Source organism: Bradyrhizobium sp. Y36, assembly GCF_002531575.1.
Lineage (GTDB): Bacteria > Pseudomonadota > Alphaproteobacteria > Rhizobiales > Xanthobacteraceae > Bradyrhizobium.
This window is the reverse complement of sequence record NZ_NWTI01000029.1, coordinates 55191-76243: the sequence shown is the minus strand read 5'-3', so window position 1 is coordinate 76243 and position 21053 is coordinate 55191. Positions and strand designations below refer to the sequence as shown.

The window sequence follows — 21053 nt, the reverse complement described above, 5'->3', positions numbered from 1 at the left end:
ACCGCTCAGCATTGAGCGATCGCAGGGTGGGCAAAGGCGCACTTGCGCCGTGCCCACGATCTCTCTCGATTGCAAAAAAATGCGTGGGCACGCTTCGCTTTGCCCACCCTACGATACTGTCGTCGCGGCGAAAGCCGGGACGACAGCGCAAAGGCCTCAGGCCTCCCGCACCACCGTCTTCAGATAATTATACGCCTTGATGATCTCGATCAGGCGGTCCTCGGTGGAACGGTCGCCGCCATTGGCATCGGGATGGTGCTGCTTCACCAGCGCCTTGTACTTGCTCTTGACGTCGGCGAGCGTGGCGCTGGGACCAAGGCCCATGACCTGAAGCGCCTTGCGCTCGGCGTTCATCACCTTGCGCGCCTCGGCTTTGGGCGCGGCTTCGGGGCCCTTGCGCCAGCTGGCGCGGCCGTTGATCTCGGAGAACATGCTGAAGGGATCGGACGCCATGTCGATCTCGGCTTCCGCACCCTTCTTCCCGCCATTGGCGCCCATCTTCCAGGTCGGGCGGTGGCCGGTCAGCGCATCCTTCTGGTAGCGCGCGACGGCGTCGGCGTTCATGCCCGAGAAGAAATTGTAGTTCTGGTTGTACTCGCGCACGTGGTCCAGGCAGAAGTGCCAGTACTCGCGCTGGTTATCGCGGCCCTTCGGCGCGCGGTGCGCGCCCTTGTTCTGGCATCCGGCCCACTCGCAGCCGACCGCGGTGTCGCGCGGCTTCACTTCCGGCTGCTTGCCCCGCGGCTTCACGCGGATGGAGTCGAAGAACTTTGATGAATCGATTGGCATGGCTGACTTTGACTACGCAATGCAAAAACCTTCAAGTCTTGACATTGCAATTCGCCGCAAACCCGGCAATTAACGGGGCGTGATCTCTGCACCCGAATGGCACAACATGGCTATGCGCGACACTATCAGCAACAAGTTGCAGGAAGCTTTCACGCCGGAAAGCCTGCAAGTCGTCGACGAGTCACATTTGCATGAGGGCCATGCCGGCCATCGGCCGGGCGGGGAGACGCACTACCGCGTCCATATTGTGTCTGACGCCTTCAAAGGGAAGAGCCGGGTCGAGCGCCATCGCCTGATAAATGCGGCGCTGGCTGCGGAACTCGCCGGCAGCGTGCACGCACTGGCAATCCAGGCGAAGGCGCCGGGGGAAGCGTGATCCCGCTTACCCTCCCCTGGAGGGGGAGGGTCGCTACGCATGAAGCGTAGCGCAATGCGTAGCAGGGTGGGTGACGGTGCCTCTCCATGCAACAGTGTGCGTGTGGAGAGATCACCCCACCCCGATCGCGCTACGCGCGATCGACCCTCCCCCTCCAGGGGAGGGTAAGAAAAAACTAAAACGACGTCCCCGCCCGTCGCGGCTTGGCCTCTTCCAGCTCCGCCTCGCGCGGCACCGGTGAAATACGGAGCGCGGTGATGCGGTTGCGTTCGCGGCGGAGAACGCGGAAGCGGAAGCCGTGGAACGTAAAACTCTGGCCGCGGTCGGGGATCGAGCGCGCCTCGTGGATGACGAGGCCGGCGACCGTCGTTGCCTCTTCATCGGGCAGATGCCAGTCCATGGCGCGGTTGAGATCGCGGATCGGCACCGAGCCGTCGACCACCACCGAGCCGTCCGGCTGGGCCCGCACGCCGGCGACCACGACGTCGTGCTCGTCGGAGATGTCGCCGACGATTTCCTCCAGAATGTCTTCCAGCGTCACGAGACCCTCGACTTCGCCGTACTCGTCGACGACCAGGGCGAAATGGGTTTTGCGCCGGCGGAAGGCCTTGAGCTGCTCGGAGACGGGCCGCATCTCCGGCACGAACCAGGGTGGCAGGGCGATGGTGGAGACGTCGATGCGCGAGGTATCGCCGTCGGAGGCGCGGATCGCGCGGAGGAGATCCTTGGCGTGGAGCACGCCGATGATGTTCTCCGGCTTCTCGCGCCAGAGCGGGATGCGGGTGTATTCGGTCGCCAGCACCTCGCGCACCAGCTCTTCCGGCGGCAGGTCGGCGTTGATCATCATCATCTCGGTGCGATGGATCATGACGTCCGAGACCTGGAGCTCGCGCAGGTCCAGCAGGCCGCCGAGCATGTCGCGGTCCTGCTTCTCGAACTTGCCCTCGTGATGCAAAAGGTCGACCGCGCCACGCAGGCGCTCGGTCGGCGACAGGATCGCCTGGTGCTCGCCGGCGAGGCCGAACAGGCGCATCAGCAGGCGAACGATGACTTCGACGATGCGCAGCAGCGGCCCCAGCACGTACATCGTCAGCCGCATCGGCCGCGCGACCGCGAGCGCCATCCGGTCGGGCGCGTTGATCGCGATGGTCTTGGGCAGGACTTCCGCGAAGATCACGACCAGCGCCGTCATCACGCCGGTGGCGTAGAGCACGCCGACATCGCCGAACCAGGAGGTGAAGATGCCGGTCGCCAGCGCCGAGGCGCCGATATTGGCGATGTTGTTGCCGAGCAGCAGCGCACCGATCAGGCGCTCGCGCATGTCGAGCAGCTGCGAGACGACGTCGGCGTCGCGATTACCCTGCTTGGAGAGGCGGAGCATGCTGGCGCGCGAGGCGCCGGTCAGCGCAGTCTCGCTCGCGGCGAAGAAGCCCGAGACGAGCAGGCAGAGAATGACGATGGTGAATCCGAGCCAGTCCATGCACCACTCAACAGAAGTTCAATCGCGCATCAAGCCTTTTGCGCGAGCTTCGCTTTCAGGAAATCGCGCACCGGCGCCGGCTCCACGTCCTTTGCGATCACGGCGCGCCCGACGGCTTCCAGCAGGATGAAGGTGAGCTTGCCGCGCTTGACCTTCTTGTCCTGCGCCATCAGGGCCATCAGCGCGTCCGCATCGGCGAGCCCTTCCTGCGCGAACCCTGCGATGTCCTGCAGCCGTGTCGGCAGCCCCGCCTCGATCAGATGCCGCTCGACGCGTGTTGCATCGGCTTCGCCGATCATGCCGAGCTTCGCCGAAAACTGCGCCGCCAGCGTCATGCCAATGGCAACGCCTTCGCCGTGGAACAGGCGGTCGGAGAAGCCGGTCGCGGCTTCCAGCGCGTGACCGAAGGTGTGGCCGAGATTGAGCAGCGCGCGCTCGCCGGTCTCGCGCTCGTCACGCGAGACCACGCCCGCCTTGGCGCGGCAGGAGGTCGCGATCGCGTGCTCGCGCGCCGAGCCGCCCGTGAAGATGTCGGAATGGTTCTTCTCCAGCCAGGAGAAGAAGGCTTCGTCCCCGAGCACGCCGTATTTGGCGACTTCGGCATAGCCGGCGCGGAACTGGCGCGGCGACAGCGTGTCGAGCACGGCGGTGTCGGCGATGACGAGCACCGGCTGGTGGAACGCCCCCAGCAGGTTCTTGCCCTGCGGCGAGTTGATGCCGGTCTTGCCGCCGACGGAGGAATCGACCTGCGCCAGCAGCGAGGTCGGCACCTGCACGAAATCGACGCCGCGACGCAGGATCGCCGCGGCAAAGCCGGCGAGATCGCCGACCACGCCGCCGCCGAGCGCGATGACGAGATCGTTGCGCTCGATTCGAGCGGCGATCAGGGCCTCGCTGACCTTTTCCAGGCCCGCATAGGTCTTGGAGATCTCGCCTTCCTCGACCACGACGCGCGAGGTCGGAACGCCGGCGGCTGCGAGCGAAGCCTCCGCCGGCTCGAGCCAGTGTTTTGCGACGGTGCGATCGGTCACGATCGCGGTGCGCACGCCGGGGCGCAGGCGTGCGATCCGTTCGCCGATCGAGGCCAGCACGCCGCGACCGATGACGATGTCATAGGCGCGATCGCCGAGCGCGACGTCGACGGTGACGGGATCGGAATGTTTCAACGGGGCAGTCATCTTAACGCACTCGCGACGTCGGCAGGGGGCTGGGCGGCATGCCCGCCGCAAAGATGGGCGCGCAACGCCGCGATGCACTCCTCGACGATTCTGTCGTGCGGAACGTCGCGCGATGCGATGGTGAGATCGGCCATGCCATAGATCGGCTCGCGCTCGGTGAGCAGGCGCGTCACCGTCCCTTCGGGATCGGCGGTCTGCAGCAGCGGGCGGTCGGCGCGGCGGCGCACGCGGCGCATGATAACGTCATGGTCCGCCCGCAGCCAGATCGAGATCGCCTTGGCCGCGATGCGCGCGCGCGTCTCCTCGCGCATGAAGGCACCGCCGCCGGTCGCCAGCACCAGCGGTCCGCCGTCGAGCAGCCGCGCGATCACCCGCGCCTCGCCGTCACGGAAATACAGCTCGCCATGGCGCTCGAAGATCTCCGGGATGGTCATCTGGGCCGACGTCTCGATCTCGGTGTCGGCATCGACGAAGGGCAGCTTGAGCCTGAGAGCCATGCGACGGCCGATGGTGGACTTGCCCACCCCCATCATACCGACGAGCACGATCGAGCGCGCCCCGAGCGCCGACAGGATGTCGGCTTCGGGCGAAGCTGGTATCGGCAACGCGGCGTCGGACATGTCTCGCTCGACTGGATCTCGCTCGATCTGCCGCCAAAGGCGGCAGCTTTGGCCACCTATACGACCCCGAGGGGGCCCTCGCCAGAGGACTCTTGCCACGAAACGGCGAACATGTTGGATGATTTCATTGGTTAATTTGCCCGCCCAGCCCTGACCTGGACCTGCTCCCGAGATCCTGCCGATGCCAAGCCTGTTCCGCTTCCTGACGGTCGTCGCCGTGATCGCCGGCATCGTCTATGGCGTGGTCTTCGCACTGGCCAATTTCGTCAGTCCCAAGTCGCGGGAAATGACGGTGACGATTCCGCCGGATAAGTTTCTCAAGAAATAGGAGCTAGCCTCCAGGGCATGCGCAACCCGCCCTCAGACGCCAAGCTCACCGGCCTGTTCCTCGACATGCTCGCGGCGGAACAGGGTGCCGGGCCCAACACGCTCGACGCCTATCGCCGCGACCTCACCGATTTCTCGGAGTTTCTGGGCCGCGTCGGCCACAGCTTTGCGAACGCCGAGACGCAGACGCTGCGCGACTATCTCGCCGACCTCGACACCCGCGGCTTCAAATCCACCAGCGTGGCGCGGCGGCTGTCGGCGATGCGGCATCTCTACCGCTTCCTGCTCAACGAGCGCATTCGCGGCGACGATCCCGCCGCGATCCTGTCCGGCCCCAAGCGCGGCCGCGGCCTGCCGAAAGTGCTGTCGATATCAGATGTCGACCGCATGCTCCGCCGCGCCAAGGAATTGAGCGAGGCGGAGGATGCCTCGCCGGCGAAGCGGCTGCGGTCTTTGAGGCTCTATTGCCTGCTCGAGGTGCTCTACGCCACGGGCCTGCGCGTCTCCGAGCTGGTGGCGCTGCCGCGCACGGCGGCCAAGCGCGATGCGCGCATGATCGTGGTTCGCGGCAAGGGCAACAAGGAACGCCTGGTGCCGCTCAACGAGGCCTCGCGGCAGGCGATGGCGGATTATCTCGCGGCGACGGAGGCTGCAAAGGGCGAGAAGAAGAAAGACAGCCTCGCCGCGTCGAAATGGCTGTTTCCCTCGTTCGGCGAGAGCGGACATCTGACGCGGCAGCACTTTGCCCGCGACTTGAAGGAGCTCGCGGTCGCCTCCGGCCTGCAGGCCCGCCTGGTCTCCCCGCACGTGCTGCGCCACGCCTTTGCCAGCCACCTCCTGCACAATGGTGCCGACTTGCGCATCGTGCAGACCCTGCTCGGCCACACCGACATCTCAACGACCCAGATCTATACCCATGTGGTCGAGGAGCGGCTGAAGAGCCTCGTGCGCGACCTGCACCCGCTGGCGGAGAAGTGACGCTGCCGCAGCCCGGATGGAGCGCAGCGCTACGGGCAACGGTCGAAACCGCCTTGACTTCGGCCACATCTCCGCAGAAAGAGCCGGGGCCTCATTCGTGATTTGGCGCGCTCCCGCGGGCGCACAGGTCAAGCCCTTGAAGACGTTACACTTCTTTCCGCGGCCCCGACCTCGCTTCGCTCTCGAGCCCCGCCCCCCTATATTGAGTTGATGCAAGACCAGATGCGCAGCTATCTCGACTTCGAAAAGCCCGTCGCCGAGCTCGACTCCAAGGTCGACGAGCTCAGGACGTTAGCGGCCTCCGGCACCGACATCTCCGAGGAGATCGGGAAGATCGAGGACAAGGCGGCGCAGGCGCTGGCCGATCTCTATCAAAACCTGACGCCCTGGCAGAAGACCCTGGTCGCGCGGCATCCGCAGCGGCCGCATTTCAACGACTTCATCAAGGGCCTGATCACCGAATTCACCCCGCTCGCCGGCGACCGCAAGTTCGGCGAGGACGAGGCGCTGGTTGCCGGCTTCGGCCGTTTCCGCGGCGAGGCGATCTGCGTGATGGGCCAGGAAAAGGGCGATTCCACCGAGAGCCGCATCAAGCACAATTTCGGCATGGCGCGGCCCGAAGGCTATCGCAAATGCGTGCGGCTGATGGAGATGGCCGAGCGGTTCGGCCTTCCCGTGCTGTCGCTGGCCGATTCCGCCGGCGCCTATCCCGGCATCGGCGCCGAGGAGCGGGGACAAGCCGAGGCGATCGCGCGCTCGACCGACGCCTGCCTGGCGCTGACCGTGCCGAACGTCGCCATCATCACCGGCGAGGGCATGTCGGGGGGCGCCATCGCCATCACCACCGCCAACAAGGTCTTGATGCTGGAGCATGCGATCTACAGCGTGATCTCGCCGGAAGCGGCCTCCTCCATCCTCTGGCGCGACGGCACCAAGGCGCAGGAAGCCGCCAACAACATGAAGATCACCGCCCAGGACATGCTCCGCTTCGGGGTGATCGACAGCATCCTGAAGGAGCCGGTTGGCGGTGCCCACCGCGACCCCGCCGCCATGATCGCAACCACCGGCGAGGCCATCGCCAAGGCCTTCGACGAGCTGCGTGGCCTCGACAGGGATGCCATCCGCAAGCAGCGTCGGCAGAAATTCCTCGATATCGGCCGGAAACTGGGCTGATTCGCCTGGATTCGGTGCCGTAGGGTGGGCAAAGCGCAGCGTGCCCACGATTTTGCGATCGTACAAACGGCGCGTGGGCACGGCGCAAGTGCGCCTTTGCCCACCCTACGGCACCTCCCCCGGAGCCCTCCGGTAACCCCGCGTTAACCCTTTTTTTGCCCAAATCAGCGATCTGAGTCCTGGTCGGGCCGAAAGGCCCAAGTTCCGTCCCAAGTAAGGCCCAAAAGTACGATCCAAGTCGCGTCGATTCAGTCTTCGTTGACCATGCCGATGGGCCAACGGGCTCGTGATCCCCGCTCGGGTTGCGACCACATGACCCAGAGGTTAGAATTTTAATCAATGGCTTCAGGGCATAAGCGCTGGGGCGTGAGCTGAAAAAGCCCGTCGTGACGGGCCCGGTTCTCCGGTCGGATCATGCGCCAAACGATTTGGGGTTCGCGCTTTCTGCCCGGCACGGTGTGGGGTCCATCTTGATTTCTCGTTCGCTTGCTCGCGCGCTTTTGGCTTCGGTTGCGCTGATGACGGCTGGCGTTCTGCTGTCCGGCTGCGACACCGACCAGGTCTCGCTCGCGACCAACGCCAAGGCCAACCAGCCGGTGCCGCCGAAGCTGCTCGCCGCGATGGTCGAGAAGGACATGGATCTGCAATCGCCGATCCTGGTGCGCCTGTTCAAGCAGGAGGCCGAGCTCGAGGTCTGGAAGCAGACCCGCTCGGGCCAGTTCGCGCTGCTCAAGACCTATCCGATCTGCCGCTGGTCCGGCGACCTCGGTCCGAAGGTGCGCGAAGGCGACCGCCAGGCGCCGGAGGGATTCTACTCGATCAATCCGAGCCAGATGAATCCGCAATCGGCGTACTACCTGTCCTTCAACACGGGTTACCCGAACGCGTTCGACAAGGCGCTGGGGCGCACCGGCTCGCAGCTGATGGTGCACGGCGATTGCTCCTCGCGCGGCTGCTACGCGATGACGGACGAGCAGATCGCCGAGATCTATTCGCTCGGCCGCGAATCCTTCTTCGGCGGCCAGAAGGCGTTCCAGCTGCAGGCCTATCCGTTCAAGATGACGCCGGTGAACATGGCCAAGCACCGGAACAATCCGAACATGCCGTTCTGGAAGATGATCAAGGAAGGCTATGATCATTTCGAGGTGACGCGGCAGGAGCCGAAGGTCGATTTCTGCGAGAAGAAATACGTCTTCGACGCGACCCGCCCGCCCGATGCGAAGCGCGATCCGGTGTTCGACGCCTCGGCAAAGTGCCCGGCCTATGTGATTCCCGAAGACGTCGTCGCCGCCGTGCGGGGCAAGCAAGCCAGGGACGAGGCGGAGTACGCGAGGCTGGTTGCCAAGGGCACGCCGGTGGCGCGCATGAACACCGGCATCGACGGCGGCATGAACAAGGTGTTCGCCGCCAAGATTCCGGAAGGCTCGACCGGCCTGTCCGAGGGCGCCGAAGGCACCACGCTGCAGATGCTGGCGATGGCGAAGGCGCCGGGCACGATCCCCGGCCACGTCAATCCGCCCAAGCCCAATCTCGATTCCGTGGCGTCCGCGCCGGCGCCGCAGGAAGAGCCGGTCGTCGCCGTGACTGCGCCCGCGACCAGCACCCGCGTCGCCACCGCTCAGCCTGCCGAAAAGCCCCAAGAAAAATCCGGTGGCTTCTTCTCCAACCTCGGCCGCAAGATGGGCATGGGCTCATCCGAGACGACCGCGACCACGCCGCCGCCGCCGCAAGCCACCGCCTCCGTCGCTCCGACCGCGACGACCACGACGCCGCCGACCGCTGCATCGAGGCTGAAGGCCGCCGTGACCCGGTTCGTGCCGGGGCATGACAAGAAGGAAGCGGCGAAGGATACGCCGAAGCCGGCTGTTGCCGCCGCCAAGCCCACCGAGCCGGCAAAGCCCGACACCCGCCTCGCCCAGACGCGGCCCACACTGAAGCCGTCGGTGTCCGACGGCGCAGGTGAAGCGACACAGATCATGGGCGCCGCGCCGGTGGTGTCGTCGAACTCGTTCGACAGCCGCTTTGGGGCGGTGAAGTAAGGGGCGGCCGCCGCATCTGCGGCCCTCACCTTCCCTTGCGACAAAGCCGCCCATGCGCAGCAAGGTCATTCTCCCACGTCAGCCGATTGCAGCGCGAATTCGCGCTGCCTGACCCGTTTGGGTCATGAAGGAGGAATGGCGGGGCGTTTACGATTCCGACCGGCTGAGCCACAGACTCAACAACCGGGGGGATCCATGAAGGCCGCAATGCTGACCATTCTTCTGCTGCTGTCCACTCAGGCGTTGGCCGCGGAGCAGACGGCGAGCTATCCGCGCTCGAACGTCCAGGTGGCCCAGGCCTCGCCGGCCTGTCAGCAAATCCGGCAGGCCTACAACCAGTGCAAGTCCAGCTGGCAGAACATCGGCGGCGGAAGCTCCGGCCAGGCCGGCGCCTTCAAGGATTGCATGGACGCCTATTACAAGGCCGGAGTGGCGGCGGGGTGCTGGTGACGAGAACCGCGCTTCTCGCCATCACCGCCATCCTCATTGGCAATGCGCCGGCGAGCGCGGCTTCCTGCGGCGATCAAGTCATGAGGCAGGTCATCGCGTGCATGGCAGGGGATCTGGATAAGGCGGTCTCCTGCCGCGCCGCCGCCGAAGCCAAGCCATGTCAGCCAGACGCGACAGGCTCGGAGCAGTCTCCGGATCAGGCGCAGGGGCTCAATTGCGGTCCAGGCGAATACCGCTGGATTCCCGGCTACGGCGAGGCGGCCCGCTGTGCTCCCTATGCGAAAGGCAGCGGGACAGTTCAGCGCTCTCGCGAGAGCGGCATTTCAGGTCGATAGGCATGCGTTTCATCGCGCGCTGTAACGTCTCCGCCCCGATCAGGCTTCTGTTCGTGCTGCTCGGCTTCTGCATTCTGGGGACCCAGGCGGTGCGGGCCCAAAGCTGCGGGGACGACATTACCCGCACAACGGGACTATGCGTCCAGAAGCGCGGCCTCGATGCGGCACTCGACTGTCGTCAGGCCGCCGTCCGCGATTGCGCCTGCAACACGGCGACCAACCGCTGCTCCGGAGCCAACGGGTCCTGCAACGCGCAACTCGAAGCCGAGGCGAAGATCAATGTCGACTGGATTCTCACCGATCGTGGCGCGCGATCGACTTTCGAGTCACATAAGCAGCTCGGTGAATCTCCCTTCGATGCGGCGGTGAGCGCACAAGCTCATAATCCGCCGGTACAGAAACTGCTGCGCCAATGCCGGGGCTGGGTGGAGGCGTATCTCGGGCGGGGCGGACCCTGCACACTGTCCGATACCCCGCCCGACGCCACGACCTGCCGCTGCATCACCGTCCTGCCGACGGGACAGTTCGATCAAACAGGAGCACCAAGCTACAAGGTCAGCTCCTCCTGCACCGGGGCCTACAACATATCGGTGCAATTCATCGACGCATCCGCGAGCGGCGCGCCGCCGTCCACGGGGCAGCCTCAACTGGTCTGCCCGTCCAAATCGTTCGTCGTGCGGGCGCCGCAGACGTTCCTCATTCCATCGATCAGCGGCGTGAGGCTGCAATCGGCGAACGGTGGCCACACATGCGTCTGTCGGGACAAGCTGTGCAGTTAGCGTCGAATGAAGCGATCGAAGTCCGGCCCCGGCGTAAATGGGGCTGGGTATTCGTTGTGATGCTCTTTTTCGAGCTCGCGACGTTCGGCACGCTCCTGTCGAGCCGAAAGGCGGAGATCAATCAGCTGCAGCTCTTGCTCACCAAGGACACGGTCTACCAGACCTACGTGAAGATTCAGGGGATGGAGAAAGAGATCAATCAGCTCTATCTCTGGGCGGCCGTTCTGCTGCCGGTAACACTGTTGTGCGCGGGATTCGGACTACGGCGGCACGCAACGCTGGCGGAGCCGGCTTCGAGAACGGAGGGTGACGATAGTTCGACTCGCGGCGCCTAGACACGAGAGGACGGTCCGATGCTTCGCAGCGCACTCGTCGCATTCGCATCCTTCGTCAGCAGCTCTCGCAGACGAGCCCTCTTGCGCGCGTCGAGCACCGTCCATTTGCCGTCCCGGGCAAGCTTGACGACCCCTGCATGCTCCGCCGAAAGTTGCGCGTGCAAACCGCGTTGTCGGGACGTAGTCAGTATCCTTCTCCTGCCTGCTAGAGAGCCAAAGGCATGCTGCAACGAACTTTCATTCGTACGGTGATTTTTCTGTCGACGGTCGCAATTCCGAACCAGCACGCGCTGGCGGGATCGCGCGACGATTTCAGGGGCACCGCCATCGTCGAGCTGATGCAGAAATACGGCCACCCTGATCAGATCGTCCCTTTCGGCCGCAAGCACCAGGACCGGGCCTACCACTGGCGAATGAAGACGACGGCCTCCTTCGAGGGAGCCGACCAGGACGAGCGGCGGGAGGATTTCTTCTGCGATGTGACCGCCATCGTCGGACAGAACGGGCGGGTCAAGAGCTTCGAAGCCAGGCCCGCGGATGTCGGGGCCGGCGCGCTAGCATCCGTCGAAGCGTTCGGGCCGCTGTGCCGGAAAGCCTTCGGCTCGCGACCGAGCCGCGCTCGCGGCGAAAAGCTGGCCAAGATGCGGCTTTGAGCGACCGAGTTGAACAGGGCGGTCCATGGCATCATTCTATGCAGAGAGCCACCTTCGACATATCGCCGGGCTGGAACAGCGTCACGGATCGATCAGCGACGAGGTCGTCACCGCCCTGCGCACGCTGATCAAGTTGATCTTGCGCAGTGAAAATCCCGTCGAAGCCATCCCCTTTCTCGACCGCTGCATCTCGATCCAGGAGAGCCTGCACGGGCCGCAATCCATCATGGGCGACCTCGATGACTGGATCGGTCGGGCAGGTCACGTCGACTTCAAACTGGTCGAGCCGTTTCAACTGCGGCGGCTGGCGATCAAGTCGAAGCTCTTCGGCGAAGACAGTCCGGAAGCCGCCGGGGAATGCGAAGCCATCGCCCGCCGATGGGCCTCCCACGGAGATTATTCCCGCGCCAGGGTTTATCTGGAGCGCAGCATCTCGATCCTCGAGAAGCTCCACGGCGCGGCCAGCGTCGAAGTCGCTACCGCGGTCGATGCGCTCACCGAGATCGGCGCACGCCTGACGAAATGGGCGGAGGCCGAAACCAGTCTGCAGCGCAGCCTGCATCTGAAAGAGACCATCTTCGGGAAGAGAAGCGAGGAAGCAGGCCGGACGCTGCTCATCGCCGCCATCGTCCACGCCAATTCCAGCAAGCTGGAGCGACACCGGGTGAGGTTCGAACGTCTGCGCAAGGCCGCGACCGCCTTCGCGGCCGGTCTCGACATCATCGAGGAACGATTTGGACCCGACAGCCTGGAGGTTCAGAAGGCCCTCGAAGCCATGATATTGGCCTATCTCGACTGTGGAGAGTTCTGGAACGCCGAGCCCTTGCTGAAGCGGCTGCTCGAGATCTGCGAGCGGACGTATGGAGACGACGCTGCGGCCCTGCTCTGGATCCTGGCGGAGCTCGCCGCGGGCTATGCGCACGAACGGGTGGACGAGGCCGAGCCGGTCCTGGAGCGGGGCTTCGCGGTGCTGCGGACCTTCCTCGATGCCGGCAGGCCGATCTTCTATCGCAGCATCGCGAACATGGCCGGCAACCGGAACGTGCTCTACGGCGGCCGTCAGAAAGGCGTGCTCGAAACGCTGGTCCAGGCGTCGGAGACGCTGCGCGACAATTTGCGAAAGCGATGGGGAGCGTAGGTCGGACCTCGGATGACGGATTACAGCACCCAGAAGCTGCAATGCTATTGCTGCGGCAAGGCCTCCGAGCACTCCGTGCTCATGAGCTCGAACTCGCGCGGCTCACCCGACCTCGACCAGAGGCCGCCGAAGATGTATCGCTGGACCATCGGGAGCTGGCTGCAGGAGTGCCCCTATTGCGGCTACGTCGCCCCTGATATCGACAAGGGCGACGCGAAGGCGCGGAAGTTTTTCGAGAGCGACGAATTCCGCGTCGCCTCGCTCGACCCTTCGCCCGATCCGGTCACGCGCCGCTTCCTGGTGCGTGCTGCGCAGCACGCTTATCAGGGCGAGCGAAGGTTGGCGTTCTTGAGCACGTTGTCGGCGGCCTGGGTCGCCGACGACGCCAACCAGCCGACTGAGGCGGCCTCCCTTCGCCTCCGCGCCGCGCGTCATCTCGAGGGGCCCCGGATCACCTCGATCGACACCCGCCTGCTCCTCCTCGATGTCCTGCGGCGGGCGTCCAGCTGGGAGGCCGCCGAGGCGCTGGCTGTCGAATTGGCGGCCGAAGAGCTGGGATATCCCTTTGCCGAGATCGTTGCCTTCCATCGTGACAAGATCGCGGCCAGGGATGACGAGCGATATACGATCGGCCAGGCGCTCGAGGGCAAGCCGCCGCCGGCGCTACCAACCACGGCCGAGGACCAGGAACTGATCAAGGCCATCGCACGGCACATCAAGATCGTTCCGAACCCGCGGAGGACGTGACCATGAAGGCCGCCGCCCTTGCTCTGGCTCTCCTCGCTGCTCCTTCTCTCGCCAGCGCGGGAAGCTGGAAGCTCGAATTCGACAATCGCGATCTTCCCTCGCTGAGCTACAGGGATCAGGGCAAGATCACGTTCATGCTGGGCTGCGGACGCGCACTGGGCCTGCATGCAAGATATCCGGGCGAGGCCGGCCGCGCAGGAAAGGCGACGATCGCGATCGGCAACGGCCGCAAGTCGAGGAGGCTCGTCGGTGAATTCGAGGAGATTTCGGCAGACGACGACGCGACCAATTTCGTGCAATGGGACCTTGGATTCTCGCGGCAGGACCCAGAGCTGTTCGGCAAGCGCTGGGAGCGGATGTTGGCACGACTGCTCGACCTGATGGAGCGGGCATCGCCGCTAACCATCTCGAGCGGGAAGGCCAGCTACCAGCTTCCCAGGATCGATGCGGCCGGCTGGCGGGCCGCCATCGAGAAGTGCGGCGGCTAGCACGCGGATTCTGCATCAACAAATTCAAGCGAGGACATTCGGCCGATGCGGACGTTTATTGCAGTGACTTTCGTCGGCGTTTTGGGCGCAAGCGTGTTTGACTCAGGCCCGACACGTGCCGAGAATCTGAACTTGAAGTTCGGACCGACCTGGTCATGCAAGATGATTTCGGCTGAACTGAACGATCTCTATGAAAGCTGTCGTCGGTGCGAGAAGCGCAACCCTCCGGAACACTTCAATCAGCTCTCCCCGACGGGGGGAGAGTGCGTGCCCAAGGGATCGCTAAAAGGCAACAAGTACGAGGACGCTCCCCCAGATCTTGCAAGAGAGCGCGAACTCCAGCAAAAGATTGATGATCTCGTCAAAGAGCGAGAGGCCCTGACACAGAAGCGCATGCAGGAAAAGAAATGGCGCGACTCCGGTGTCAGCGGCTCCAGCCGAGCGCCTGGGGCCGATGCCGGAGCATCGCCGAGTTCGGCCATGCTGGACTTGCTCAAATCCAGGACGCTGACTGTTTCGTCATATCGGATGTGCACGACGGCCGGCCAATGCGCTACGAGCGACAAGCCAGCGACCCTCAAGGCGACAGAGGACGGGAAGTGGCTGCTGAAGGGCCAATGGACGCATGCCGCAGAGAGGCCAATGGAGCCCAATGGAAGTTTTGTGGAAAGAGGCGCGCTCGACGGCGGGGAATGGATCGATACTGGCGAGGTTTCTACCACGTCCGGGGAATTCAAGCTCATCGTCAACCAGCGCGCACGATGGCGGAACCGAGATCTAAGCGGCGGGTGGGATTCGAGATTCGTCACGACGATCGAGGTTGATCCGGCGGGCAATTGTCAGTTCAGGATCGAATACACGGACACCCACCTTCCGGGACGCAAGACCAAGACGGTTCGCAGTGACAATGCTGCTTGCAGCATTCAGTGATCATCGCGCTGATCGCCGCACGCGTGCCCGTATGTCGCTTTGCTCAGACGGGCTACGGCAGCTCAGGCTACGGCGCCAGATAGCGCAGCAGCTCCGGATTGCTCCTCACCTCGCCGGCCTCGCCTTGCAGCGCGACGCGGCCGCGGTCGAGCACATAGGCGTAGTCGGCGACGCGCAGCGCGAGATCGAGGTGCTGCTCGACGATGATGACGGCGATGGTCTTGGCGAGCTCGATCAGGCGCTCGGTGATCTCCTCGATCACGCCGATCCAGACGCCTTCGGTCGGCTCGTCCAGCAGCAGCAGTTTGGGATCGCCGAGCAGCGCGCGGCCGATGGCGAGCATCTTGCGCTCGCCGCCGGAGAGCGTGCCGGCGGGCTGGTCGAGGCGCTGGCCGAGTTTCGGGAAGATCGTCAGCACGTGGTCGACGGCGTCGGCCTTGCTGCTCGCCAGCGAGCCGACCGCGAGATTGTCGCGCACCGACAGGCGCGCGAACACCGAATGCTCCTGCGGCACGTAGCCGATGCCGGCACGGACGCGCTCCTGGGTGGCGCGGCGGCTGATGTCGCGGCCGTCGAAGGCGACCTCGCCGTTCCACGCCGGCAGCTCGCCGACGATGGTCTTCATCAGCGTGGTCTTGCCGGCGCCGTTGCGCCCCAGCACGGCGACGCCGCCGCGCCAGGGGATGCCGAGGGTGACGTCGAACAGGACCTGGCTGCGGCCATAGCCGGCATCGAGATGCTTAATGTCCAAAAATTCAGGCACGGCGCAGATAGATCTCCTGGACGGATGTGTTGGCCTGGATCTCCGACACCGTGCCTGAGGCCAGCACCTTGCCCTGGTCGAGCACGGTGAGACGGTCGCAGATGTCGCGGATGAAATCGAGGTCGTGCTCGACGATGACGAGCGAGCAGTGCTGCTTGATCGGCTGCAGCAATTCGCCGGTGACGCGGCGCTCCTCCAGACTCATGCCGCCGGTCGGCTCGTCGAGCAGCAGCAGCTTCGGCTTGCCGGCGAGCGCCATCGCGATCTCCAGCCATTGCTGCTGGCCGTGCGACAGCGCGGCTGCAGCCTCGAAGGCCCGGTCGGCGAGACGGAATTGCGTCAGCATGGTCATGACCTGATCGTGCAGGAGCCTGCGCGTGCGCGAGAACACGAGGTCGACCAGCGAGGACTGCGCCTGCAGCGCGAGCAGGATATTGTCGTACAGCGTGAGCGACGGCAGCACGGACGTGATCTGGAACTTCAGGCTCATGCCAGCCCGCGCGCGCTCGGTGGGCGTGAAGGCGGTGATGTCGGCGTTGACGAAGGAGACCTTACCCTGCGTCGGCACTTCGGCGCCGGCGATGCACTTCATCAACGTGCTCTTGCCGGAGCCGTTCGGGCCGATCAGGCCGTGGAATTCGTTCTCGCCGACGGTAAGCGCGGCGCCGTCGAGCGCGGTGAGCTTGCCGAAGACCTTCTTGATGCCGGCGGCTTCAAGGAGCATTGCGCTTCTCCTTGACGTTGTCCTTGGGCTTGGCGCGAAAACTGCCGACCCGCTCACGCTCGCCGAGCACGAAGCTGATCAGGCCGAGCGGCCGGAACAGGATCACGAGCAGCAGTAACAGGCCCAGGATGATCGGCCAGATATCGCGATAATTGTCCGAGAGCCAGAAGCTGACGCCTTCGACGATGACCGCGCCGATGACGGCGCCGATCAGCGTGCCGGAGCCGCCGAACAGCACGTAGAGCACGACCTGCGTCGACACCACGACGCCGACCATGTTGGGCCAGACGAACCCTTCGTGGAAGGCATAGAGGCTGCCGGCGAGCCCCGCGATGGCGCCCCCGATGGTGAAGATGATCGCTTTCAGGTGCTGCGCCTTGTAGCCGAAGAAGGCGATGCGCTGCTCGTTCTCGCGCAGGCCCGCGAGCGCAAGACCGAACTGCGAGCGCACCAGGAAGCGGCAGAGCAGGTAGACGACGACAAGAATGCCGAGCACGAGATAATAGAACGCCGGCCCTTCCGTGAACTCGTAAGACCCGAGCGACATCGGCGCGATCGAGGGGATGCCGTTCTGGCCGCCGAGATAATACCAGCCGCGCGCAAGGCGATCGGCTGCGTAGGAGCCGGTAAGCGTGCCGAGCGAGACGAAGATCACGCTGGAGGGATGCCGGCCCAGCAGCAGGAAGCCGCCGAGCAGCAGCGCGAAGGCGAGGCCGATCAGGGTGCCTGCGGGCAGCACCAGGAAGATGTTGGTGATGTCGAGGTCGCGCGCGAGCAGCGCCACGCCATAGCCGGCCGAGCCGAAGAACAGGGCTTGGCCAAAGCTCATGATGCCGGCATAACCCCAGACCAGGTCGAACGACAGCGCGAACAGCGCGAGGATGATCACGCGCGTCGCGAACACCGTGAGGTAGTCCTGCAGCAGCAGCGGCGCGAGCAGCGCCGCGGCCAGCACGAATCCCTCGACGATCGGCAGGCTTTTCCGCGTCGGCGCGGCCTGTCCCGCCGCTCGACGGCCTGCAATTGCAGCATCCCGTTCCCCGCCGATCTCGGCGGGGACTGCCTGCTTCACTGCGCCCATTGCTTTCGGCATTCCGCCTCAGCATTCCTTGGGATCGACCAGACCCTCGCTGCGCGCGACGATCTCGTAGTTCCCGGCCTTGGCGACCGCGGTGTACATCTTCATCTTGCAGTGCCGCTTGCCGGGGACCATCTCGGCAGGTCCGCCCGGACCTTCGGCGATCTTGGCGTGGTCAAGCGCCGCGGCAACGGACTCGCGGTCGATCTTGCCGGCTTCCTTCACCGCGGCTTCCCACAGCTTGAGACCGCGATAGGTGCCGGTGGCGGCACTGCCGGCGGCAAACAGGAAGTTGCCGGGGAAGTCCTTCTCGTAGGCCGCCTGGATCTTGGCGTCGAACGGGTTCTCCTTGGTCAGCACCTTGAAATAGTCGAGGCAGCTGGCGAGCCCCTCGATCTCGGCGGCCTGGTTGATGTTGAGAGTGTTCTCGTCATAGTAGACGCAGGCGAGCCGGCCGCCGTTCTTGAGGAAACCCGCTTCATAGAGCTGTTTGAAGAACGGACCGACGCCCGGCGGAATGACCGTGTTGAAGACCACGTCGACCTTGTTGGAGATGATGCGGTTGACGGTCGCGGAGAAGTCGACCTGGTCGAGCGGGTAGTATTCCTCGAACACGACCTCGCCGCCGTTGGCTTCGATCACCTTGCGGGCGTAGACGTTGAGGGTGTGAGGCCAGACATAGTTGGCGCTCGGCAGCGCGAACTTCTTGCCGCCGTTCTTGATCAGCCAGGGGATGAACTCGTCGCATTGCTGCGCCGGGGTCGGCCCGGTGCAGAACAGATAGGGCGTACACTCCTTGCCCTCGTAGAGCTGCGGATAGATGTAGAGCGTCTTGCCGCGCGCCACGATCGGGTCCTTGATCGCGTTGCGCATCGAGGAGGTGATGCCGCCGAGCACCATGTCGACCTTGTCGCGCTGGATCAGCTTGCGCACGTTGCCGACGGCGACGGATTCGTTCGAGGCGGTATCCTCGATGTAGAGCTCGAGCGGACGGCCGAGCAGGCCGCCGGCGGCGTTGATCTCCTTGATCACCATTTTGGCGACGTTGGCGTCGGCGTTGCCGGCATAGGCGATCGGACCGGTGAGATCGGTGGCGATGCCGACCTTGATTGGCGCCTCGGCCGCGTTGGCCCAGGGCGCTGGAATCACCCAGCTGCCGATGCCGGTCGCGACCGCGCCGGAAGCAAAGGCGAAATTGGAGAGGAAGCGGCGGCGCGAGAGCTGCGTGCGATCGAACATGACTAAACCCCTTTTCCAGCGATGAGGCCCTGCGGGCGGAATTTGATGAAGACAATGGCGAGCACGAAGACGAGGACGTCGGCGACGACAGGCGCCATGATCCATGGCAGCGCCGCGCTGAGCGTGCCGATGACGCCGGCACCCGCGACCGGTCCGATGAAGGATCCGACACCGCCGACCATGACGGCGACGAAGCCCTGGATCAGGAAGCGCAGGCCGAGATCGGCGTAGAGGCTGAACACCGGCACGATCAGCGCGCCAGCAAGACCGGCGAGCGCGGAGCCGAACGCGAAGGTGGCGCCGTACATCAAGGGCGTGGAAATGCCGGAGGCGCGGGCCAGCGACGGGTTCTCCAGCGTGGCGCGCATGCGCAGGCCAAAGCTGGTACGCGACAGCAGCAGATAGCACCCTGCCATCACCAGGAGCGTGATGACGATGATGGTGAAGCGCCAGGCCGAGATGTGCATGGCGCCGATGTCGATCGAGCCGCCGATCGGCTCCGGCACGGTGAGATAGAAGCCACCGATCAGGCCGCGCACGGATTCGCGGATGATGAGGCCGAGCGCATAGGTGCCGAGCATGGCCACGATCGGCGCGGCGTAGAAGCGGCGGATGATCAGCGCCTCCAGCACGAAGCCGAGCCCGCCGACCAGGAATGGCGCCGCGACCATGCCGGCCCAGATCGGCAGGCCCTTGGCATAGGCGAGATAGGTGATGTAGGCCCCGAGCAGGACGAACTCGCCCTGCGCGAAATTGAAGATGCCCATCATGCTGGCGATGATCCCCAGCCCCAGCACGATCAATACGATGATCGCGCCGAAGCTCAGGATCTCGAACGCTGCGACGAACGCGTTAGCCATGCGTTGCCGCTCCGCTCGTGTTCACGGGGGTTCCGCTCACATCTTCTTCCAGTCGCCGATCTGCTCGAAGGCATGCGCGGCGCGGTAGATGGTGGATTCCTCGAACATGCGCCCCACCAGCATCAGACCGACAGGCAGGCCGTCGACCATGCCGCAGGGCAACGACATCGCGGGATGATGGGTGATGTCGAACGGCGCGGTGTTGGAGATCATCTCCAGCGCGCGGGCAACGTATTCCTCGCGGCTGGCGGTGGGCTCCGGCAGCTTGGTCGCCTTCATCGGCGTGGTCGGCATCAGCAGCAGGTCGTAGTCCTTGAACGCCTTGTCGTAGGCGGCGGTCAGGCGGCGCGAGATGTTGAGTGCCTTGCCGTAGAAGCGCGGACCGAAATTGTTGTTGATGTAGGTGCCGAGCATCATGAACAGTTTCGTGGTCTCGGACAGCGAATCGGCCTGCCGGCGCCAGCCGCGATGGAAATCCATCAGCGAGGTCGAGTAGAGATCGCCGCGGCTGAGGCCGTAGCCGTCGCCGAACATCATGGTCTGGGTCAGGCCTTCGGTGCCGATCGGGGTCCAGATCGCGCCGCCCAGGAGGTGCATCGGGATCGAGACGGTCTCGACGGTGGCGCCGAGATCCCTGAAGCGCTTTGCAGCCTCGCGCACGCTTTCATTCACGGCAGCCTCTGCGACCGGCTGCTCAAAACCTTCCTTGACGATGCCGATCTTCATGCCCTTGACGCCCTGGCCGAGCGCCTTGGTGTATTCCTCGACCTTCGGTGCCTTGATGCGGGGATCGTAGCCGTCGTCGCCGGCGAGCACTTCGAGCAGCAGCGCGTTGTCGGCGACCGTTGCCGTCATCGGGCCGGTGTGGTCGACATAGATCTCGATCGGCATGATGCCCGTATAGGGCACGAGGCCCCAGGTCGGCTTCATGCCGTAGGTGCCGCAGAACGAGGACGGCATGCGGATCGAGCCGCCCTGATCGCCGCCGATCGCCATGTCGACCTCGCCGAGCGCGACCACGACGCCCGAGCCCGAGGACGAGCCGCCGGCCGAGTAACCCATCTTGTGCGGATTGTGCACCGGCCCGTAGGAGCCGGTGTGGCTGCCGCCGGACAGGCAGAAATGCTCGCAATGCACCTTGCCCTTGATCTCGGCGCCGGCATCCAGCATGCGCGTGACGATGGTGGCATCGAAATCAGGCACGTAGCCTTCCAGCGTCGACGAGCCATTGGTCATGGGAACGCCGGCCAGCATGATGTTGTCTTTCAGGGCGACGGTCTTGCCCTTGAGCTTGCCGCTGGCGGCGCCCTTCACGGTCGATTTGCGATACCAGGCGTTGCGCGGGTTCTCCTCCGCCGCGGGCCGGTAGCCGGGCGTGCGCGGATATTTCACCTCGGGCAGCTCGTCCGGCATCGCGGCAACGAGATTGTAGGCCTCGATCGAGCCCTGCATCAGGCCGCGGAACGAAGTGACGTCCTCGTCGGTGAGCGAAAGGCCGCATTGCTCGGCGACACTGCGAAGCTGGGCTGGCGTGGGAAGGGCAACTGTCACGGCGCTCTCCTGAAGTTTTCTGG

Annotated in this window: 24 protein-coding genes; 14 read left to right on the top strand and 10 right to left on the bottom strand. The window is 64.8% G+C overall.

The window, feature by feature from the left end:
- Positions 1 to 156: 156 nt before the first annotated feature.
- The gene (locus tag CO669_RS32615; RefSeq protein ID WP_097666392.1) at positions 157 to 789 is read right to left on the bottom strand and encodes a J domain-containing protein; all 633 of its coding nucleotides are present in this window, start codon (positions 787 to 789) and stop codon (positions 157 to 159) included.
- A 106-nt stretch (positions 790 to 895) separates the two neighbouring features.
- Between CO669_RS32615 and CO669_RS32610 the strand changes: the two genes are divergently transcribed.
- Positions 896 to 1165: a BolA family protein gene (locus CO669_RS32610; protein WP_097666390.1), complete on the top strand. Its 270-nt coding sequence runs from the start codon at positions 896 to 898 to the stop codon at positions 1163 to 1165.
- A gap of 175 nt (positions 1166 to 1340) precedes the next feature.
- On the opposite strand, the gene CO669_RS32605 is transcribed toward CO669_RS32610, so the two are convergent.
- Genes CO669_RS32605 through CO669_RS32595 form a run of 3 tightly spaced genes read right to left on the bottom strand, consistent with a single transcriptional unit; the run spans position 1341 to position 4443 of the window.
- The gene (locus CO669_RS32605) at positions 1341 to 2645 is read right to left on the bottom strand and encodes an HlyC/CorC family transporter (protein ID WP_097666388.1); all 1305 of its coding nucleotides are present in this window, start codon (positions 2643 to 2645) and stop codon (positions 1341 to 1343) included.
- 29 nt (positions 2646 to 2674) lie between these two features.
- On the bottom strand, positions 2675 to 3823 hold the full coding sequence (aroB, locus tag CO669_RS32600; RefSeq protein ID WP_097666386.1) for a 3-dehydroquinate synthase: 1149 nt from the start codon (positions 3821 to 3823) through the stop codon (positions 2675 to 2677).
- A complete protein-coding gene (locus CO669_RS32595; RefSeq protein WP_198964377.1) occupies positions 3820 to 4443 on the bottom strand; it encodes a shikimate kinase in 624 nt (207 codons plus the stop codon). The genes aroB and CO669_RS32595 overlap by 4 nt, the downstream gene beginning before the upstream one ends.
- A gap of 181 nt (positions 4444 to 4624) precedes the next feature.
- On the opposite strand from CO669_RS32595, the gene CO669_RS32590 reads away from it, so the two are divergent.
- From CO669_RS32590 to CO669_RS32530, 13 genes are all read left to right on the top strand, one after another.
- Positions 4625 to 4771, top strand: coding sequence for a hypothetical protein (locus CO669_RS32590; protein WP_014439243.1), 147 nt, complete (start codon positions 4625 to 4627; stop codon positions 4769 to 4771).
- 17 nt (positions 4772 to 4788) lie between these two features.
- Positions 4789 to 5748 carry a site-specific tyrosine recombinase XerD gene (xerD, locus tag CO669_RS32585; protein ID WP_097666382.1) on the top strand — a complete coding sequence of 320 codons (960 nt, stop codon included), beginning with the start codon at positions 4789 to 4791 and terminating at the stop codon, positions 5746 to 5748.
- Between the two features lie 210 nt (positions 5749 to 5958).
- Positions 5959 to 6921: an acetyl-CoA carboxylase carboxyltransferase subunit alpha gene (locus CO669_RS32580; RefSeq protein WP_097666380.1), complete on the top strand. Its 963-nt coding sequence runs from the start codon at positions 5959 to 5961 to the stop codon at positions 6919 to 6921.
- A 518-nt stretch (positions 6922 to 7439) separates the two neighbouring features.
- Entirely contained in the window at positions 7440 to 8960 is a 1521-nt protein-coding gene (locus CO669_RS32575) for a L,D-transpeptidase family protein (protein ID WP_245444617.1), read from the top strand.
- A gap of 207 nt (positions 8961 to 9167) precedes the next feature.
- Positions 9168 to 9410, top strand: a complete 243-nt coding sequence (locus tag CO669_RS32570; protein ID WP_097666376.1) for a hypothetical protein — start codon at positions 9168 to 9170, stop codon at positions 9408 to 9410.
- Entirely contained in the window at positions 9401 to 9745 is a 345-nt protein-coding gene (locus tag CO669_RS32565; RefSeq protein ID WP_097666374.1) for a hypothetical protein, read from the top strand. The genes CO669_RS32570 and CO669_RS32565 overlap by 10 nt, the downstream gene beginning before the upstream one ends.
- Before the next feature lie 2 nt (positions 9746 to 9747).
- Positions 9748 to 10524 (top strand): hypothetical protein, encoded by a 777-nt coding sequence (locus tag CO669_RS32560; RefSeq protein WP_097666372.1) that lies wholly within the window; start codon positions 9748 to 9750, stop codon positions 10522 to 10524.
- The gene (locus CO669_RS32555; protein WP_143278776.1) at positions 10494 to 10859 is read left to right on the top strand and encodes a hypothetical protein; all 366 of its coding nucleotides are present in this window, start codon (positions 10494 to 10496) and stop codon (positions 10857 to 10859) included. Before CO669_RS32560 ends, CO669_RS32555 begins: the two co-directional genes overlap by 31 nt.
- Before the next feature lie 221 nt (positions 10860 to 11080).
- Entirely contained in the window at positions 11081 to 11512 is a 432-nt protein-coding gene (locus CO669_RS32550; RefSeq protein WP_097666879.1) for a hypothetical protein, read from the top strand.
- A 25-nt stretch (positions 11513 to 11537) separates the two neighbouring features.
- A complete protein-coding gene (locus tag CO669_RS32545; protein WP_097666366.1) occupies positions 11538 to 12650 on the top strand; it encodes a tetratricopeptide repeat protein in 1113 nt (370 codons plus the stop codon).
- A gap of 12 nt (positions 12651 to 12662) precedes the next feature.
- The gene (locus CO669_RS32540; RefSeq protein ID WP_097666363.1) at positions 12663 to 13397 is read left to right on the top strand and encodes a hypothetical protein; all 735 of its coding nucleotides are present in this window, start codon (positions 12663 to 12665) and stop codon (positions 13395 to 13397) included.
- A gap of 2 nt (positions 13398 to 13399) precedes the next feature.
- Positions 13400 to 13885: a hypothetical protein gene (locus CO669_RS32535; protein WP_097666361.1), complete on the top strand. Its 486-nt coding sequence runs from the start codon at positions 13400 to 13402 to the stop codon at positions 13883 to 13885.
- Positions 13886 to 13930: 45 nt separating this feature from the next.
- Positions 13931 to 14815 carry a hypothetical protein gene (locus CO669_RS32530; protein WP_097666359.1) on the top strand — a complete coding sequence of 295 codons (885 nt, stop codon included), beginning with the start codon at positions 13931 to 13933 and terminating at the stop codon, positions 14813 to 14815.
- A 67-nt stretch (positions 14816 to 14882) separates the two neighbouring features.
- On the opposite strand, the gene CO669_RS32525 is transcribed toward CO669_RS32530, so the two are convergent.
- The 6 genes from CO669_RS32525 to CO669_RS32500 are packed head-to-tail and all read right to left on the bottom strand — an operon-like array spanning position 14883 to position 21030.
- Positions 14883 to 15578: a branched-chain amino acid ABC transporter ATP-binding protein gene (locus CO669_RS32525; RefSeq protein WP_097666357.1), complete on the bottom strand. Its 696-nt coding sequence runs from the start codon at positions 15576 to 15578 to the stop codon at positions 14883 to 14885.
- Entirely contained in the window at positions 15571 to 16302 is a 732-nt protein-coding gene (locus CO669_RS32520; RefSeq protein WP_097666355.1) for an ABC transporter ATP-binding protein, read from the bottom strand. Before CO669_RS32520 ends, CO669_RS32525 begins: the two co-directional genes overlap by 8 nt.
- Positions 16292 to 17395 (bottom strand): branched-chain amino acid ABC transporter permease, encoded by a 1104-nt coding sequence (locus tag CO669_RS32515; RefSeq protein ID WP_097666353.1) that lies wholly within the window; start codon positions 17393 to 17395, stop codon positions 16292 to 16294. Before CO669_RS32515 ends, CO669_RS32520 begins: the two co-directional genes overlap by 11 nt.
- A 6-nt stretch (positions 17396 to 17401) precedes the next feature.
- Complete coding sequence (locus CO669_RS32510; RefSeq protein ID WP_097666351.1) at positions 17402 to 18619, bottom strand: substrate-binding protein; 1218 nt, start codon at positions 18617 to 18619, stop codon at positions 17402 to 17404.
- Between the two features lie 2 nt (positions 18620 to 18621).
- Entirely contained in the window at positions 18622 to 19479 is an 858-nt protein-coding gene (locus CO669_RS32505; protein ID WP_097666349.1) for a branched-chain amino acid ABC transporter permease, read from the bottom strand.
- Between the two features lie 36 nt (positions 19480 to 19515).
- The gene (locus CO669_RS32500) at positions 19516 to 21030 is read right to left on the bottom strand and encodes an amidase (protein ID WP_097666347.1); all 1515 of its coding nucleotides are present in this window, start codon (positions 21028 to 21030) and stop codon (positions 19516 to 19518) included.
- Positions 21031 to 21053: the final 23 nt, after the last annotated feature.

Coding starts and splice junctions, on each gene's coding strand:
- CO669_RS32505 (WP_097666349.1), bottom strand. CDS start 19,479: ATGGCTAACGCGTTCGTCGCAGCGTTCGAGATCCTGAGCTTCGGCGCG.
- CO669_RS32580 (WP_097666380.1), top strand. CDS start 5,959: ATGCAAGACCAGATGCGCAGCTATCTCGACTTCGAAAAGCCCGTCGCC.
- CO669_RS32520 (WP_097666355.1), bottom strand. CDS start 16,302: ATGCTCCTTGAAGCCGCCGGCATCAAGAAGGTCTTCGGCAAGCTCACC.
- CO669_RS32555 (WP_143278776.1), top strand. CDS start 10,494: ATGCGTCTGTCGGGACAAGCTGTGCAGTTAGCGTCGAATGAAGCGATC.
- CO669_RS32535 (WP_097666361.1), top strand. CDS start 13,400: ATGAAGGCCGCCGCCCTTGCTCTGGCTCTCCTCGCTGCTCCTTCTCTC.
- CO669_RS32550 (WP_097666879.1), top strand. CDS start 11,081: ATGCTGCAACGAACTTTCATTCGTACGGTGATTTTTCTGTCGACGGTC.
- CO669_RS32615 (WP_097666392.1), bottom strand. CDS start 789: ATGCCAATCGATTCATCAAAGTTCTTCGACTCCATCCGCGTGAAGCCG.
- CO669_RS32530 (WP_097666359.1), top strand. CDS start 13,931: ATGCGGACGTTTATTGCAGTGACTTTCGTCGGCGTTTTGGGCGCAAGC.
- CO669_RS32515 (WP_097666353.1), bottom strand. CDS start 17,395: ATGCCGAAAGCAATGGGCGCAGTGAAGCAGGCAGTCCCCGCCGAGATC.
- CO669_RS32590 (WP_014439243.1), top strand. CDS start 4,625: ATGCCAAGCCTGTTCCGCTTCCTGACGGTCGTCGCCGTGATCGCCGGC.
- CO669_RS32545 (WP_097666366.1), top strand. CDS start 11,538: ATGGCATCATTCTATGCAGAGAGCCACCTTCGACATATCGCCGGGCTG.
- CO669_RS32570 (WP_097666376.1), top strand. CDS start 9,168: ATGCTGACCATTCTTCTGCTGCTGTCCACTCAGGCGTTGGCCGCGGAG.
- CO669_RS32560 (WP_097666372.1), top strand. CDS start 9,748: ATGCGTTTCATCGCGCGCTGTAACGTCTCCGCCCCGATCAGGCTTCTG.
- CO669_RS32540 (WP_097666363.1), top strand. CDS start 12,663: ATGACGGATTACAGCACCCAGAAGCTGCAATGCTATTGCTGCGGCAAG.
- CO669_RS32610 (WP_097666390.1), top strand. CDS start 896: ATGGCTATGCGCGACACTATCAGCAACAAGTTGCAGGAAGCTTTCACG.
- CO669_RS32575 (WP_245444617.1), top strand. CDS start 7,440: ATGACGGCTGGCGTTCTGCTGTCCGGCTGCGACACCGACCAGGTCTCG.
- CO669_RS32605 (WP_097666388.1), bottom strand. CDS start 2,645: ATGGACTGGCTCGGATTCACCATCGTCATTCTCTGCCTGCTCGTCTCG.
- CO669_RS32595 (WP_198964377.1), bottom strand. CDS start 4,443: ATGTCCGACGCCGCGTTGCCGATACCAGCTTCGCCCGAAGCCGACATC.
- CO669_RS32510 (WP_097666351.1), bottom strand. CDS start 18,619: ATGTTCGATCGCACGCAGCTCTCGCGCCGCCGCTTCCTCTCCAATTTC.
- xerD (WP_097666382.1), top strand. CDS start 4,789: ATGCGCAACCCGCCCTCAGACGCCAAGCTCACCGGCCTGTTCCTCGAC.
- aroB (WP_097666386.1), bottom strand. CDS start 3,823: ATGACTGCCCCGTTGAAACATTCCGATCCCGTCACCGTCGACGTCGCG.